Annotated in this window: 10 protein-coding genes; 9 read left to right on the forward strand and 1 reads right to left on the reverse strand. The window is 53.1% G+C overall.

The features are described from left to right. Positions 1–2: 2 nt before the first annotated feature. Complete coding sequence (locus H8527_RS06255) at positions 3–4,031, reverse strand: DEAD/DEAH box helicase (RefSeq protein WP_187546578.1); 4,029 nt, start codon at positions 4,029–4,031, stop codon at positions 3–5. Positions 4,032–4,543: 512 nt separating this feature from the next. Here H8527_RS06255 and H8527_RS06260 point away from each other — a divergent pair. The 9 genes from H8527_RS06260 to H8527_RS06300 all read left to right on the forward strand — a co-directional run bounded on the left by H8527_RS06260 (position 4,544) and on the right by H8527_RS06300 (position 17,383). After that, positions 4,544–6,598: a M3 family metallopeptidase gene (locus tag H8527_RS06260; protein WP_187546579.1), complete on the forward strand. Its 2,055-nt coding sequence runs from the start codon at positions 4,544–4,546 to the stop codon at positions 6,596–6,598. Between the two features lie 23 nt (positions 6,599–6,621). After that, positions 6,622–7,041, forward strand: a complete 420-nt coding sequence (locus H8527_RS06265; RefSeq protein ID WP_187546581.1) for a dCMP deaminase family protein — start codon at positions 6,622–6,624, stop codon at positions 7,039–7,041. Positions 7,042–7,120: 79 nt separating this feature from the next. Beyond that, positions 7,121–8,926 carry a S41 family peptidase gene (locus H8527_RS06270; RefSeq protein WP_255498538.1) on the forward strand — a complete coding sequence of 602 codons (1,806 nt, stop codon included), beginning with the start codon at positions 7,121–7,123 and terminating at the stop codon, positions 8,924–8,926. Then, positions 8,844–9,332 carry a 5-formyltetrahydrofolate cyclo-ligase gene (locus H8527_RS06275; RefSeq protein WP_255498539.1) on the forward strand — a complete coding sequence of 163 codons (489 nt, stop codon included), beginning with the start codon at positions 8,844–8,846 and terminating at the stop codon, positions 9,330–9,332. Before H8527_RS06270 ends, H8527_RS06275 begins: the two co-directional genes overlap by 83 nt. Continuing rightward, positions 9,329–10,606, forward strand: a complete 1,278-nt coding sequence (locus H8527_RS09975) for a transglycosylase SLT domain-containing protein (protein WP_187546585.1) — start codon at positions 9,329–9,331, stop codon at positions 10,604–10,606. The genes H8527_RS06275 and H8527_RS09975 overlap by 4 nt, the downstream gene beginning before the upstream one ends. Positions 10,607–10,622: 16 nt before the next feature. Further along, positions 10,623–12,239: a DUF6377 domain-containing protein gene (locus H8527_RS06285; protein WP_187546587.1), complete on the forward strand. Its 1,617-nt coding sequence runs from the start codon at positions 10,623–10,625 to the stop codon at positions 12,237–12,239. Between the two features lie 37 nt (positions 12,240–12,276). Next, entirely contained in the window at positions 12,277–13,428 is a 1,152-nt protein-coding gene (locus H8527_RS06290; RefSeq protein WP_187546589.1) for a glycosyltransferase family 1 protein, read from the forward strand. After that, the gene (locus H8527_RS06295) at positions 13,401–14,600 is read left to right on the forward strand and encodes an MFS transporter (RefSeq protein WP_187546591.1); all 1,200 of its coding nucleotides are present in this window, start codon (positions 13,401–13,403) and stop codon (positions 14,598–14,600) included. Before H8527_RS06290 ends, H8527_RS06295 begins: the two co-directional genes overlap by 28 nt. Then, positions 14,597–17,383, forward strand: a complete 2,787-nt coding sequence (locus tag H8527_RS06300; protein ID WP_187546592.1) for a hypothetical protein — start codon at positions 14,597–14,599, stop codon at positions 17,381–17,383. The genes H8527_RS06295 and H8527_RS06300 overlap by 4 nt, the downstream gene beginning before the upstream one ends. Positions 17,384–17,396 lie beyond the last annotated feature (13 nt).

Raw genomic sequence — 17,396 nt, forward strand, 5'->3', positions numbered from 1 at the left:
GATTAGTCGTTTTTGAGGAGCTCGAGCATTTCCTCCTGTGTGATGGCGTGAGAGATGTCGGCGCCTTCGAGGAGAGAGTCGGCCAGGTCACGTTTGGTCTTGTGGAGGCGGAGTATTTTTTCTTCGACGGTGTGTTGAGCGATGAGGTGATAGACGGTGACATCTTGTTGCTGCCCGATGCGGTAGGCGCGGTCGGTGGCTTGCTGTTCGATGGCGGGATTCCACCACGGGTCGAGGTGGATGACGTAGTTGGCACCGGTCAGGTTGAGCCCCAGTCCACCGGCTTTGAGACTAATGAGGAAAAAGGGGCAGTTGCCCGACTGGAAATCGCGGACGAGCTGCTCGCGCTTGGCCATAGGGGTCGTGCCATCGAGATAGAGGTAAGGCAGTCGAGCTTTGTCCATGGCGCGGCGCACTTCATCGAAGAAACTGGTAAATTGACTGAAGACGAGGGCACGATTGCCGCTGTCGTTGAGGCTTTCGGCCAAATCGATGAAGGCGAGGATTTTACTGCTGGGATGTTGCCACGTCTCGTCGACGAGGGCGCAACTGCACGCCATGCGGCGGAGGCGGGTGATGTGGGCGAGGGTGCCGACTTTGAGTGAAGGGTCAGCGAGGACAGCGCTTTCGGCTTCGCGGCGGCGCACTTCGTACATCGTCATCTCTTCGGGCGAGAGTTCTATGGGGAGCTGAATTTCATTTTTAACCGGCAGTTCTTCGATGACTTCGCTCTTGGTGCGGCGTAGGAGGAAGGGGGCGATGAGGCGGCGCAGTTGGTATTGACGCTCTTTGTCGTGGTCGGCCTCGATGGGCTGGATGAACTTTTTCTTAAATTGCTCGGCGCTCCCCAAGAGGCCGGGATTGATGAAGTGGAAGAGATTCCAGAGTTCGGCCAGATGGTTCTGAATGGGGGTGCCAGTGAGGATGACTTTTCGCTGCGCCTGCAACTGCATGGCGGCTTTGGACATTTTAGTGCCGGCGTTCTTGATGGTGTGAGCTTCATCGAGGCAGACGATGTTCCAGCAACGGGCGGTGAGTTCCTCTTGCTGAATGTTGAGCAGAGCGTAGGTGGTGAGGACGATGTCGCCGGCAGCGGCATCGGTGATGCTTTGCGCTCGATTGTCACTCTGGTTGAGCAGGATGACTTGAAGGGTGGGGGCGAAGCGTTGGAGTTCGTTGCGCCAGTTAGGGATTACCGATGCAGGCGCCACGACTAGCGAAGGACCTTTGGAGCTTTGCTCAAGTAGGAGAGTGATAGTTTGCAGGGTTTTGCCGAGCCCCATGTCATCGGCCAGACAGACACCGGCCCCCCAGGAGGTGACGCGCGACATCCATTCGAAGCCCTCTTCCTGATAGTCGCGCAACCGAGCTTGGAGCATTTTGGGGACGGAGGGTGTGGTCTTGCTACTTTCTTCGATACGACTACGTAAGCTTTCAATTTCGGGATTGTGCTCGATTCGAAGGGTTGCGTCGTCGAGCACATCGCCCAAAAGTACAACCGCCGCCGGCGCCATTTGCAGATGAGAGCGATGCTCGGTACTGACAGAGTCGATACGCTTGAGGATGCGGGCAAGCTGTGTGCTGAGGGTGAGGTATTCGTTGTCGTTAATGCGGATGAACTTCTGTTTTCCGCTTTGGCGCATCAGTTCGATGAGTTTTTGGAACGATAGGACTTGACCATCGCTGATTTCCACCTCGCCCTCCACCTCAAACCAACCACCGCGCTGCTTGAAAGAGAGGTGGGCGGACCGACTGCTAAGGGCGGGGTGGTAGGTGAGTTTCTTACCCTCGGGCCATTCCATGACGCAGAGATCCTCGTGGCTTCGACACCACTGCATGAAGGGGAGAAGGTGAGCGATGGAGAGCGTGAGGGCATCGGCCGTGCTGTCGGGTTGCCACTCTTCGCCCTCCTCGAAGAAATCGATCTCTATCAAGCCTTCGCAGATTTGATGAAGGTTTTTCTTTTCGGATTTCAGGCTGCGTACCCATTGTACTCTGCGTCCTTCCTTTTCGGCAATGGTAGTCACGTTGCCGCGTCCGGGCACAAAGGCGAGGCTGTCGGTGGGGCAGACAGCAGCGGTGAGGGAGAAGGTGTCGGAGGTGGTAGGAGAAAGGCGGATTGTGATGATGGGTGGTACTTCGGCGCGCTCCAAATTGTCGAGTTCGTCCACCATGTTGGAGTGTATCTCTGTCTTTCCACCCAAGGTGGCAATCAGTTTGACGAGGAGCGGTTCGGCCTCAGCGGGATACTTTTTTTGAGCAAGTATCTCCTTGTAGGCATTGACTTCGAAAGGGGAGGGACGAAAGATGGAGTAGTCAGTCTCGGTGTTTTTGTGATAAAGGGGAGAAGAGTCTCCATGGCAAATCTGGGTTTCGATGTTGGAGGAAACGTTGAAAACTCCGTTCTTCTGCTTGTTGATGATGAGACAAGGCTTCTCTTGGTGTATCGACACGGGTTGCAGGCCTTGTTGCGTCTGGGTATAGGCGCGATTGCAGCCTTCGAGCAAATGGAGATAATCGTCTTGGTCGATTGCGAAGGTCCACTCGGTGATGGCCGTCATTAGTTTTTGATCAGTTTCGTCCAGATAGGGGTCGTTCAGTTTTTTGAAAATCCGCGGTGAGAGTTCTTTTCCCACAGACCAAGCACCACTTTTCAGTCTTTTCTTGTAGACCGGAACAATATTATGGTAGCGCAAGAGGTAGATGAGCAGGGTTTGGCGCGTCTCATCGGTAGACTGTTCTTCGGACTGTTCGTTAACCGCAATGAGATTCTCTAATCGGGTTTGCCACACTGGCTGAATCGGCAGGCGGGCAAAGAGCGGTGTTCCTCCCAAAAGGTGAGCCAATGTCGCCATCTCCTCGGCATTCGTGACCGACTGAACTTCGTGCTTCAGATAGGCCCAGACGGGAGCATCCCTTGGGGCTTCTATTTTTGAGGGAAGTAGGCCCAGCCGCTGGTACATCATATAGGAGAGGCATGAGAATCCCTTGTTGAGATTTTGATGGAAGAAATGTTCATATCTGTCCTCATCGATGTTGAAATCCACTTTGTCGCAGAAATGCCATTGCAGTGGTAAGATAAGGTGAAAGTTGGCAGCATCGAGAAGGGAGTAAGAGGAGCTGCTTGCAATCTGCTTGCTCATGGTCGAAATCTTCTTTAAGGACGCCTCAGAACCCACCATGATGGAGACGATGGCAAAGAAGTAGTTGGAAACGGGGTTGACAAAGATGCCCTTTTGTGTCGACACTTTATTGTTGGCACTCATGGCCTTGACATAAAGTTTGTAAGCCTGCTCGTAGTTGCCTTTGTACAGTTCTGTAATGGCCACAAGTTGTAAAGAGAACTGATCGGGTATTATCGTGCGCAGGTCGATATCGATGTTGCCTGTGCCCAAGAAGTAGAAGAACGCAAAGAGGTTGTTAACCGATTGATGATAGACTTTGGGCACTTGGACGAGATCCACCCACTGCTTCATATAGGTCCAGTTCACCTCCTCGTCTTTGCAGAGTGCGTACAGCAATTTCGTCCTCAAGCACTGAAACAAGTCTAAGCCGGACATCTTTTCAAAGAGAGATTCATAACGCGTGTCATCCAGCAGCATACTGATTTCATAGAAGAAAGGGGAGCCATTCGCCGAAACGTCACGACCTTCCGGCTGTTCGGGATCGATGAGGTGAATGACTTGCCGCAAACTATAAGAAAGAGGTTTTCTCGGGAACTTCTTCCGATAAGCCCCTCGGATGCTTCTCAAAATTGGTTCGTTCTTGGTCTGGAACAATTCATATAGTGCGGGTACCAGTAGAGTATGGTGGAGGCGGTAGCGCTTATCTCCTTTGGTATAGTGTGACCATTCGCTTTCTACCAACTGTTTGCCGAAGAGCTGTTGAAAGGCCTCCATTGCCAAATTCGGTAACATGACTTGGGAGGCCATCTCCAATAGGGAGAGTTGTTTTGCACAAACGTCATAAAAGTAGGCCATAAACATGGTGAAGGTTTGTTCGTGCAAGGTGAGGGAGTAGAAGCTTGTCATAAGTAAATCTTCAAAATTAAACGTAGCTTAAAAGAAAGGAGAAGTTGAGGTGTTTTGTGCATTCTGAAGCGCAAAGGTACACGATATAGGGCAAAGACCAAAATGAAAGTTCCATAAAAGAATCAACTCATTTTGCACTTGCTGGTTAGTTCTATCGGCAATTTCAGTTCAAAAACGATGATTATTTGCCCGCAAAGTATTACCTTTGCATAGTGAACAATCAAACATTTCCAGCTTGAGAGGGCCACGAAAGGCAGAAGCCTCAACGCCCCCCGAAATCCTAATATCGATTTCTTTCCTTCTCAATCCGCTCATCTTAAGTAGGTGTTCGAAAAGAATTGATACTATATTTGTTCCCATTTTTCGTTAGATCGTCTTTGCAAAGGAGGAGTGTAGCGGGCTACACGACTGATGAACAAAGGCGAGATGGCGGAAAAGGGAGACAAAGAGGGTATCAAGGTAGAGAGCATCCTACAATTAAGATAACTACGATTAATTTTGAAGACCTACTTATGAACCTCCTCCTACAACCCACCTTCGATACGCCCCATAACACCTACCCTTTTCCCGACATCTCCGTGGCCGACATCGACGAGGCCGTGCAGCATGGTCTGCAGCAAGAGAAGGAGGAAATCGATGCCATCGCGCACAATCCCGCTGCCCCCACCTTCGACAACACCATCCTGCCACTGGCCGAAAGCGGGGCGCTCTTGGAGCGCGCCACCACGCTGATGTACAACCAGCTCTCGGCCAACACTGGTGACGAACTGGAAGCCGTGGCCGAAAAGCTGTCGCCCATCTTGACGGAACATGCCGCCGACATCATGCAAAATAAGGCGCTCTTCGCTCGCGTCAAGGCGGTCTATGAAGCCGAAGTGGTCCACCCCACCCTTTCCGAGGAAGACCGCATGCTGCTTCAACAAACCTATGACGGCTTTGAACGTTCGGGCGCTACACTCACTCCCGAAGTCCAACAGCGATTTAAGGCCGTCAAGAGTGAACTCGCCCAGCGCTCCCTCCAATTCTCGCAGAACAACATCAAGGCCACCAACTCCTTCTTCCTCCACCTCACCAACGAGGCCGACTTAGACGGACTGCCCGAAGGTCAGATTGAACAGGCCGCCGCAGCCGCACAAGAGCGCGGCCTCACAGGATGGGTCATCACCCTCCACGCTCCCTCCTACGTGCCGTTCATGCAGTATTCCACGCAGCGCCACCACCGCGAAACGCTCTATCGGGCCTATATGACCAAATGCACCCACGACGATGCCTACAACAACTTCGAGCACTGCCGCGCCTTGGTCAACCTACGCATGGAGCAGGCTCAGTTATTGGGATATCGCCACTATGCCGACTACGTGCTGCGCAAGCGCATGGCCGAGCGCGAAGAGCGCGTGGAAGAATTGCTCGATGACTTGAAAGCCCACTATTTGGAAGTCGCACGGCGCGAGGTGGCCGCGGTGGAACAGTTGGCGCAGGCGCAGAAAGGCACCGACTTCTGCCTTATGCCTTGGGACTTTGCCCACTATGCCCACCTCCTCCAACTGCGAGACTACAACCTCGATGCCGAAATGTTGCGCCCCTATTTTGAGTTGAGTCGTGTGGAAGCAGGTGTCTTTGGTCTAGCCACAAAACTCTACGGCATTCGCTTCGAGGAAAACCCCGACATCCCCGTCTACCACGAAACGGTGAAAGCCTATGAGGTGTTTGACACCGATGGGACTTTTCTCGCAGTGCTCTACACCGACTTTTTCCCCCGCGCCTCGAAGCAGAACGGTGCTTGGATGACATCCTATGCCGAGCAACACATCGACGCGCAAGGCATCGACCACCGCCCCCACGTGAGCGTGACGATGAACTTCACACCGCCTACGGCCGGCAAACCTTCGTTACTCACCTTTGACGAACTCGAAACCTTCCTTCACGAGTTTGGCCACGCCCTGCACGGCATCTTTGCCCGTACCCACCACAAGGGACTGAGCGGCACCAATGTCTATTGGGACTTTGTGGAACTGCCCTCGCAGTTTATGGAAAACTATGCCCGCCAGCCCGAATTTCTCAAAGGCTTTGCTCGCCACTATCAGACGGAGGAAGTCATCCCCGACACGCTCATCGAACGCATCAACCGTGCCCACAACTTCAATGTGGCTTACGCCTGCATCCGCCAGGTGAGTTTCGGTCTGCTCGACATGGCCTACTACACCCGCACTACCCTGCTCACGACCGACATCCCTACCTTCGAACAGCAGGCGTGGGAGTCGGTGCAGCTCCTGCCCATTGTGCCGGAGGCGTGCATGAGCGTGCAGTTCGGTCATATCATGAGCGGAGGATATGCCGCCGGCTACTACAGCTATAAGTGGGCCGAGGTGCTCGATGCCGATACTTTCGAAGCATTCCTGGAGGGAGGACTATTCTCCCGTGAGGTAGCACAACGCTTCCGCGACCATATCCTCTCGCGCGGTGGCACGGTGCATCCACAGACTCTCTACAACAACTTCCGCGGTCGACCCGCAACAATCCGCGCCCTTTTGAAGCGTGACGGGATTGTGATGCCAGCTGCCGACTAACCACATAATATCCTCTTTGAGCCATGGACAAAAAGACGGCCTTAGACTACCGATACCTGCGCATGGCAGGCATCTGGGCGGAGAACTCCTACTGCCGGCGTCGACAGGTGGGGGCGCTCATCGTGAAAGACAAAAGCATCATCTCTGACGGCTACAACGGTACGCCGGCAGGCTTTGAAAACGTCTGCGAAGACGAAACGGGGCAAACCAAGCCTTATGTGCTCCACGCCGAAGCCAATGCCATCACCAAGATTGCACGTTCGGGGAACAACTCCGATGGCGCCACACTCTACGTGACCGATGAACCTTGCATCGAGTGTTCCAAGCTCATCATTCAGGCCGGTATCAAGCGGGTGGTCTACACCCGTTCCTATCGTCTGCACGATGGTGTGGCCTTGCTCCAGCGCGCCGGCATCATCGTGGAGCATCTGCCGGAACTCTGATACGTGGGTTGTATTTTCGTCAGGAAGTTCAGCCCTGCCTTCTCTTTATCCCCCGACTTCTACGCATAATCGTTCCTTTATGAAACACTATACCTCCCGCCTTCTGCCCCTCGGTGTTGCTGCCGCCATTGTCGTCGGGGTACTGATTGGCAACTTCTACTCCAACCTCTTCTCGGGCAATCGGGTGAGCTTCATCAACACCTCGAGCAACAAAATCAACGATCTCATGCAGATCATCAGCGACCGCTATGTTGACACCATCAACATGGGCGACTTTGTGGAGCGCACGATGCCTCAAATCCTCAAAGAACTCGACCCTCACTCCACTTATATTAGTGCGAAAGATGTAGAGGCGTCCATGCAAGACCTGAAAGGGAGCTTCTCGGGCATTGGGGTGCAATTCACCATCTACGACGACACCGTGCGCATTGTGCGCGTCATCGAAGGCGGACCTTCGGAACGCGTGGGACTCCGCGCCGGCGACTGCATTATCAGCGTGGACCAAAAGCCCTATGTCGGGAAAGTGGTCAACAACGACGAGACGATGAAGCGGCTGAAAGGCGCTGCCGGAAGCACGGTGCGCCTCGGCATCAAGCGCCATGGCGAAAAGGCACTCCAACACTTCTCCATCACGCGTGGAGCCGTTCCGGTGAAGAGTGTCGATGCCGCCTATATGATGGATGCCCAAACGGGCTACATCCGTATCAACACCTGGGGCGACAACACCTATCCCGAAGTGCTATCCTCCCTCGCTTCGCTCAACGCTCAGGGACTTGAGCAACTGGTCATCGACCTTCGTGGCAATTTGGGCGGATATCTACAAGCCGCCGTGCAAGTGGCCAATGAGTTTCTCCCAAAAAACAGACTGATTGTCTACAACGAGGGCGTGCACTTCCCACGCGAAGATTTCAAAAGCGATGGCCGCGGTGCCTACCAGACGTTGCCTCTCGTCGTTTTGGTCGATGAGACCAGCGCATCGGCCAGCGAAATCTTTGCCGGTGCCATGCAGGACAACGACCGCGCCACACTCATCGGGCGTCGCACCTTTGGAAAGGGATTGGTACAGGTACCCATCGAATTTCGAGATGGCAGTATGTTGCGACTCACCACCGCTCGCTATTATACTCCATCGGGACGCTGCGTGCAGAAGCCCTTCACCCCCGGTGATGAAGCCACCTACGAAGCCGACCTGCTGGAGCGTGCTGCCACAGGCGAATATTTCTCTTCGGACAGCATCAAGACTTCCGGACAAAAATACAAAACACGGATTGGACGCATTGTTTATGGAGGTGGTGGCATCATCCCCGACTATTTTGTGCCGCGCGACACACTCGGAATTACCCCTTATTATAAGGACGTCTATCTCGATGGCACCCTCTATCAGTTTGCCTATTGGTATGTCGACAAGCAGCGCGCGCGCCTTTCTAAGTTTGACACCCCCATTGCCGTGGCCAAGCACCTCCGCCAGCAAAATCTGGTCGAAGCCTTTGCCAACTATGCCGAACAACACGGCAACAAGCGGCGTAACCTGATGATTAAGACCTCGCACAAACTGATTGAGCGGCAACTCACGAGCCTCATTTTGGGCGACCTGCTCGGCACACCTGCTGCCGTGGAGTTCAGCAACGCCACCGACCCCTTCCTCTTGCAGGCTACCACTATCTTCAAGCAAGGCAAGGCTTTCCCTCAAAAAGAAACCACAATTTCATCTCCCAAGACCAAAATCACTTCATGGCTTCCTCCTCATGGCTTCTATGACCAAACCCGAAATTCGCTCTTTCATTCGGCTACGCAAACAAGCGTTGCTCTCCGAGAGTCGACTGACCCTCGCCGCTGGACGGTTGCTCGCGTGTTTACAAAAGCGCGCCGACTTCTCTTCGGCTAAGGTGGTGATGCTCTACTGCGCCCTTCCCGATGAAGTGCCCACAATGGGGGTGCTGAAACACTGGGGAGCGCAGAAGCAACTGCTCTTACCGGTCGTTGAAGGGGAGGAGATGTACGTCAAGACTTTTACCCTCGAAGAACAGATGCGACATGGCACATTGAATATCCTCGAACCGCAAGGACAAGTCTTTTCGGCACTCTCCACCATCGACCTTATCCTCGTGCCTGGTTTAGCCTTCGACCTTCGTGGGCATCGTTGCGGACGTGGGAAAGGATATTACGATCGCTTTTTGGCGCAACCCGAAGTGCAGGCCAAAACCATAGGAGTAGGTTTCGACTTCCAGTGCCTACCCGACATTCCCACCGATGCACACGATGTGGTGCTCGATGATTTGATTTTAGTATGACAAAGCCCATTCTGTGGTTGCTCTGCCTGTTGTTCGCTCTTACTGCCTGCAAGTCAAAGTCAGACAGCCGTTCGACGATGGAGAGCGCCTTTGCCAAAGCTCCACAAACCCAGCAGGGCAGCTATGACCTCGGGGACATTCAGCGCAGTGGTGAACTCATCATTGCTACCCTCTCAGGCCCTGACACCTACTATGACTATCATGGCATGCCGATGGGCGAACAATATGCCTTGGCAGAGGATTTTGCCAACACCGAGGGACTGCGCGTTCGTGTGGAAGTGGCTACCGACACTCTGCGCCTGTTGCACCTGCTCGAAACCGGGCAAGCAGACCTTGTGGCACTTCCGGTTAGCCAGAAGTTGCTCCAAAGCCACCATCTGCAACCCGCAGGATTTCACACCCAAAGGCAGCAAGCCTGGGCGGTCAAAAAGAATTCAGAAGCCTTGGCACATGCGCTTGACGAATGGTATCAACCCGACATTCTCACCAAAGTGCAAAAGAGCGTAACAGAGCGCGTTCGTATGGTGCATCATGTGACACGCCGTGCGCAAGCCGTCTACCTGTCGCGTTCGCGAGGCATCATCTCCATCTACGACCACCTGTTCAAACAAGCAGCCGCCACAACCGGCTGGGACTGGCGGCTCATCGCTGCCCAAGCCTATCAGGAAAGTGCTTTCGACCCCAACGCACGTTCCTGGGCCGGTGCACAAGGGTTGATGCAACTCATGCCACGCACAGCAGCCGACCTCGGCATTCCGGCCCATGAAGTCAACAATCCGGAACGCAATGTGGCAGGAGCGGCACAATTTATCCGAAAGTTGACGACTGGATTTGCCGACATTCGAGATAGACGAGAGCGCATCAAGTTTGTCCTTGCCGCCTACAATGGTGGTGTCGGACACGTGCGTGACGCGATGGCTCTGGCACGAAGGTATGGCAAAGACCCTCAACGTTGGGATCAAGTCGCTCCTTATATTTTGGCGCTGCAACACCCCGCCTACTATCGTGACCCCGTGGTCAAATACGGCTACATGATTGGTGCGGAAACAGAGGGATATGTTCGCTCCATCCTACAACGTTACCAAGGCTATGGGGGAGACGTAATGCTGGCCCATCAGCCCACTTCTCTGCCTGCCACTAACGAGGCGCCCTCTGCTCCATCCTCTATCTCACCGGCTGGACGTGGGAAGACCGCTCCACGTAAGAACAAATACTCTTCCGGGCTGCGTATGATGTCGCCCGATGATCCTGAGTTCAACCAAATGCACCCTTAAATTCTCCATAAAGACCATGATTTCACGCTTCTTGATAGGAGGGCTTTTCTGTGTGCTTTCCTTGTCACTGCACGGACAATCACCGGAAGCACTGCCAACCCGCGAACTCCTCACACTGTTAGACAAGACCATTGCTCAAAAAGAGGACTACCGTGCTCAGTTCGAACAGAGACTCACCTCCTTACGCCATCGCGCACAAAAGGGCAGCGCAGTGGGACGTTCCGAAGCCTATGCACAGTTGTTCCAGAACTATGTGCACCATCAGAGTGACTCAGCCTTGTTCTATCTGCGTCTGATGGAGCTTCATCCACGCTATAAGACCGACCCCGACTATGCCGCGCGGGTGCAAATCGGACGGGCTGAAACCTACGGTGTGATGGGTCTCTACAATGCTGCCAACGAAGCTTTGACCCACATTGATACTCGGCAATTGATGCCTGCCACCCGCCTTTACTACTACCAAGTGTGTCGCACGGTCTACGGCTGGATGAGTGATTTTGGGGAGATTGCCAATCGGCAGCAAGATTTTCTGGCCCTCACCCATATCTATCGCGACAGCATCCTCGCCATTCAACCCCCAGGTATCGACCTGCAGATTGTGCAAGCCGACAAACAGCTAGTAGAGGGCAAAGCCCGGTCAGCCTACCATCTCTGTCAAGAAGCCCTTAAACAAGCCGACAACAAGCAGCGCACCTTCCTCTATATACTCTTGGCCGATGCCACCAAAGTGATGGGACGCGATGAAGAGAGTCTACGTTTTTTAGCCTTGGCGGCTCTCAACGACATTCAACGCGGCATCACCGAATACACTTCCCTACCTCGATTGGCCATCGCGCTCTCAGAGCAAGGCGATGTGGTGCGTGCCTACGACTATCTCCTCTGCACGATGGATGATGCCAACTTCTGCAAAGCCCGCTTGCGTAGTTTTGAAGCCTCCAGCGTGTTTCCCATCATCGAGCGAGCCCACAAAGCAAAGGTACGCGAACAGCAATATGTGGCCACTGTCATCGCCATATTGGTAGGCATAGTATTGCTGATGCTCGTGGTTTTCCTTTTCCTGATGCGTCGGCAGATGCACAAACTTCGCATCGCGCGCCACGAATTGGCCGAAGCACTGAGCGCCATTCGCGAAGTCAATGAGGCGCTCATCCATGCCAACGAAGAACTACACACCGCCGACAAGGTGAAGGAAACCTACATCGCCCGCTATCTGCAACGTTGCCGCGGCTATATCGACACCCTCGACAACTATCGCCGCGAACTCCTCAAACTATCGAAGGCCAAGAAATACGACCAGCTCGGCGCGCAACTTCAAGGCAACGAGTTTCTTCATGAAGAAGAGCGAGCTTTCTTCCTCGATTTCGATGAAGCCTTCGTTACACTTTTCCCGAAGTTTATCGACAACTTCAATGCGTTGCTGCTTCCCGAAGCGCGCACCTATCCCAAGCGCGATGAAATCCTCAACACCGAACTGCGTGTCTTCGCTCTGGTCCGACTTGGCGTGACCGACAGCAACCGCATCGCTCATTTCCTCAACTACTCGCTGCCCACCATTTACTCCTACCGCTCTCGTCTACGCAACAAGAGCATTTGCGAGAAGGGCACATTTGATGAAGCCGTTATGAAGTGTTGAATAGAAGTGGGTATTCAAAATTAGCCATATACTCTCTATGAAAATTCTACTTATAGGTGAATATTCCAATGTACACGCCACTCTGGCCAAAGGGCTGAGGGAGTTAGGGCACGAGGTGGTGGTAGCCTCCGATGGCGATGGCTGGAAGAACTATGATCGTGATGTGGATTTGCGTCGGGCGAGCACACGTCGTGGAGTATCTCTCTGTTATTTTCTCCACCTGCTACGGTGCTTTCGTCATTTTCGTGGCTTTGATGTGGTCCAGCTCATCAATCCCGTCTTTATCTCCTTGAAAGGCGAACGTATTGCTCCTTTCTATCGCTATCTGCGCCGCCACAACCGCCGTGTTTTTCTCGGTGCATTCGGTATGGACTACTATTGGGTCAAAGCCGGACTGGACTGCACTACCTTTCGTTACAGCGATTTCAATATCGGAATAAAAGTGCGCGAACGTGAGGACAATCGGATTTGGATTGCCGACTGGCTCAAAGGCAGCAAAGGCACACTCAACCACCTTATTGCTCGCGATTGCGATGGCATCGTAGCAGGGCTCTACGAATACTATACGGCCTACAAAAAAGAGTGGGAACACAAGCTCCGCTTCATTCCTTTCCCCATTGATGCCGATGCAGCAACCCTCATCCCAGACTTTGAGAAGAAAGTCTTTGCACCCAATCGTAAAATCCGTTTTTTCATCGGCATTCAACGCGCACGCAATAGTTATAAAGGCACCGACATCATGCTTCGCGCCCTCCTTCGACTGAAAGAACAATATCCCGATGCCGTTGAAATCGTGCAGGTGGAGAACGTGCCTTTTGAACAATACAAGCAACTCTTGCTTTCTTCCGATGTCCTTCTCGACCAACTCTACGCCTACACTCCAGCCATGAATGCCCTACAAGCCATGGCACAAGGGCTCATCGTGGTCGGTGGCGGAGAACCAGAAAACTACGAAATCCTCGGTTGCTCTGATCTACGTCCTATTCTCAACGTGCAGCCCAATGAGGAAAGCGTCTACGAAGCCCTCAGTTGGCTGGTAGAGCACAAAAGCGAAATTCCCAATCTCTCACACGAAAGCCGCATCTACATCGAACGCTACCATGATCACATCAAGGTGGCACGACAATATCTCGACTTCTGGCAAAGCTCCTCCTTCTCATCATGTCCACCTCTAAACCAACGCTCGTAGGACGCGGTTACCTCACCCCCTTCCTACTCATCACTATCCTCTTCTTCCTTTGGGGATTTGCGCGCTCCTTCCTCGATGTGCTCAACAAGCACTTTCAGGAAATGTTGCATCTCACCCTCACCGAGTCTTCGTTGGTGCAGGCCGCCGTCTATTTGGCCTATGGGCTGATGGCCATACCCGCTGGCCTATTTATCACTCGATGGGGCTATCGACGCGGTGTGGTCTTTGGCTTGCTGCTTTTTACCATCGGTGCGCTGGGCTTCATCCCCTGCGAAGCCATTGGCGCTTTTGCCCCCTACCTCTTTGCCCTCTTCATTTTAGGTTGTGGGTTGGCCTTTCTCGAAACCGCTGCCAACCCCTACTCCTCCTCGCTGGGCGATGCTGCCACTGCCTCGTCTCGCCTCAATCTCTCTCAGTCGCTCAACGGACTGGGCTGCATTCTCGGTCCTATGTTGGGTAGTTATATGCTCTTTGAGCAAAAGTCGGGTTTGGCCCTACCCTACGGCCTGATGGGTGCTGTGGTTCTATTGGTGTGCTTGGCTTTTGTGCGCTTTCCACTCCCGGAGTTGCAGTCGGATTGTGCAGCAATGTCTGCACATCCTGAAAGTCTCTTCTCCGTATGGCGCAATCCCACTTTTGTGTTGGGGCTGACTGCCCTCTTTATCTACGAAATTGCAGAAATCGCCATCAATTCGCTTTTCGTCAATTATATGACCGATGTGCATCACTACCCCAAGATGCAGGCTGCCCACCTTCTCTCGCAGGGTGGACTTTTGGTGTTTATGCTCGCTCGTGTAGTGGGGAGTCTTTTGATGCGTCGTATTCCTTCTGCCCACTATCTCTTCGGCTGCGCTTTGGGGGCTGTCGTTGCCACCTTGGGCGTGATGCTGGGGAGTTTCGGTGTTGCGCTCGCGAGTTTACTGCTCATATATGCTTTCGAGGCGGTGATGTTTCCCACCATCTTTGCCCTCTCCCTAAAGGGCTGCACTGCTCGCCAAGTAAAGCACGCGTCGTCCTTTATGATGATGACCCCCATCGGCGGTGCATTGGGCACTTATTTGATGGCCCACGTAGCTGAACAAGCTGGATTCTCCGTAGCTTTTCTCGTGCCTTTTGCTGCTTTTCTTTTCATCTTGGGCTACACGCTTCTGCTCCTTATCTGTAAATCATGATGCACTCTTTTCTTTATAAAGTGGTATGGATGATGAGCTTCTTTTTCTGCAGTGTTCTTCTGTCCTTGTCAGCACAATGTCCTACCGATGTAACGTTTACAGCCACCATCACCCATTCTATTGGGCCAAGTGATGGTGCTTTCCACATCAGTACAAGTGTTGTGGGAGGTGCAGCCACCGATGTGAACTATATCTTCGAGGCTACGCCAAATACAACCGGCGCCTCTAATCCCGCTCTCACCAGTCAGACCACCATCAACAACTTGGCTCCTGGTACTTACGACTTGACGATGACCGCTGTCTGTATAGCCGACAACAGCAAGGTTTTCCGTAAGACGCTGACCAACCTTGTGGTCACCGGCTCCTACGTTCAGCCCACCATTGTCGAAAGTAGGCTCGTACGTGGTTCTTTCGATGCCTGCCCCACCGGTATTCTTGCAGTCAATGTGAAAAACGGCGGTTCCACTTTTACCTGCACTATCAAGAGTGCTCCCATCGGCGTACCTTTGGGCTTGACCACCTTCTCGAAGCAAGCCGGAGCCAATGGTTCGCATGAACTGGTACTCACCGGAAACTATCCTGCTGGTACTTATAAGCTCGACATCCGCGACCAATATGGCAAGGGACGCGAACTCGACCTCACTCTTGCCACGCTCAAAAACGCCGACCTGCCCACCATCACTCCCCCTGCCTCCTGGATACACGAACGCTTCACACCTGCCGAAGACTGCAATCACATATTCTTCAACTATTGGGGCTACCACAGTGCTCAGTTTTCCAACGAAAACTTCAAAAAGTACTACGAGAGTGGTTCGTTTGAGATAGCGATTGCGCCTACCGGCGAAACACCCAATATCTGGCAAACGCTCATCACGCCACCTGCTCACGCTCCTGCCCGGCGTTTCGACCTCACGCCCTACACTCTGCGCGACCTTCACACCAAAGGGCTTTCGGTCTTCGTGCGTTTGAAAGACTGCCCATCTATCAGCAATGAGCACAAGATTACACTTCGCAAGCCATTGTTGCAGCAAAGCGGTTCTCAAAGTCAATGTGAAAAGTATGGGTGGACCATCTCTTACCAAACTTTCTCCTTCTACCGACTTTGGTGCTACCCTGTCACACTCACCCTGCGCGAAAATGACAAGACGGGACCGGTGTCCGGGACCTATACTCTCAACTCTGCTACCGACCAAGTGACGATGCCCGTCGATTACAACAAGAAATGGTATGTCGAAGCGACCGATGGCACCAATACCTGGGAAGCAACAACCACTCCGGAGCGCTTTGTCGACTATGAGAAGTTGCCGTTTCAAACTTTCTGCAACCACTGGCGTAAGTTCTACAACCTCAACACTTTCTCAGCCTGTCTCCCTCTCGTACTGAAGATTGAGCGCGAAAGCGATGGCTATGCGCAGAGTGTGCAAACCATCAACAGTGTCACGGATTTCAACTACTTTGGCCCGAATGACAACAGAAGTTACGACAAGGTGTCGAACCCTCTCGAATATGGTGTGGACTATCGCATTAAGGTCTACAAAACCGATGGGACGACTCTACTTTATACAGCGCCCACCACCATTCGGCAAGATGCCCCCAGCAACGAACTCGAATTCCGGCTTTGGAATCCTTCCCCCTGTGGCAAACATATCGGCAGTTTGTTCCTCCGTTTTGGTAAAAACGGCCAAGAACCACCGTTGCGGGATGTCGATGGTAAAATACAGATGTCCTATCGTATACTGGACAATCATGGTCGGGAAGTACCCGGTCGTTTCACAACCAATTCCTCCTACGACGGTACATATTTCGAAACCACCACAGCATCGCTTCCGCCGGGCAGCTACACCCTCGAAGAGATTAACCGCTCACTTCCAGAAGGCGACCCTTGCCGCGTGCGTCTGCTCAGCACCACATGGGCTGGTATGTTCAGCGCACAGGATTTCACCTACTCTTCCAGCATTGATTGCGGCAAACTGCAACTCAGACCTCAAGGGAATATCTTCAGGCAGGGCACTCTCTATAACAGCGGACAAAGCGCCTTGTTCGCCATCATTGATGGTGTGGCGGGAGGCTACACGCCCAACTTACGCGTTAAAACAGGCGAAGTCATCGAACTTACCCAGCCCGGCGACTATGTCTTGGGAATAGGTGTTGACTACAGACTCTCACTCAACTGCAATCTCGACACTCTCCACCTTCATGTACCGGCCCTCAGTTTTGAAGTGTCGCGTCCTCATCTGAAAGCTTATAGTTGTAAGGACACCCCCTCTTCCGTGGGGCACATCGAGGTGAAGAGCCTCAAAGGGAAAGCCCCCATCACCTACGAACTCCGCGCACCGGACGGTATCACCATTGTTAAGTCGGCACCCGACGACATTTCGGCCGATGGTGTAGCTCACTTTGTGGCCGGCGTAACAGGCGACAAATTTATGGTTTATGCCAAAGAAGCCTGTGGGCAATATTTCCTCGAACCCGTCACGGTGATGAGTGCTCAAAGCATGCGCCTCGTCCCGACCAACAGTATACGCGCCTGTCCTCACATCCGACTTCATCTGCGGTCCACCTACGACTTGGATACCTATGAGTGGAAAGCACCTGACGGCACGATTATTTCCACCGACCGCGAGTTGTACCTCAACGATATCCACCCGTCTCAAAGCGGACGCTACCACTTCACGACCCAACTTCGCCATTGCGACGACAAACTTGAGACAGACATAGATGTGCTCATTCAGCCGTGTGAAGTGCCGATCAATCCTCACCTCCTCTCGCCCGTTGTTCACTAAATATCCTTTCTCC

This window comes from Alloprevotella sp. Lung230, from assembly GCF_014385435.1.
Lineage (GTDB): Bacteria > Bacteroidota > Bacteroidia > Bacteroidales > Bacteroidaceae > Alloprevotella.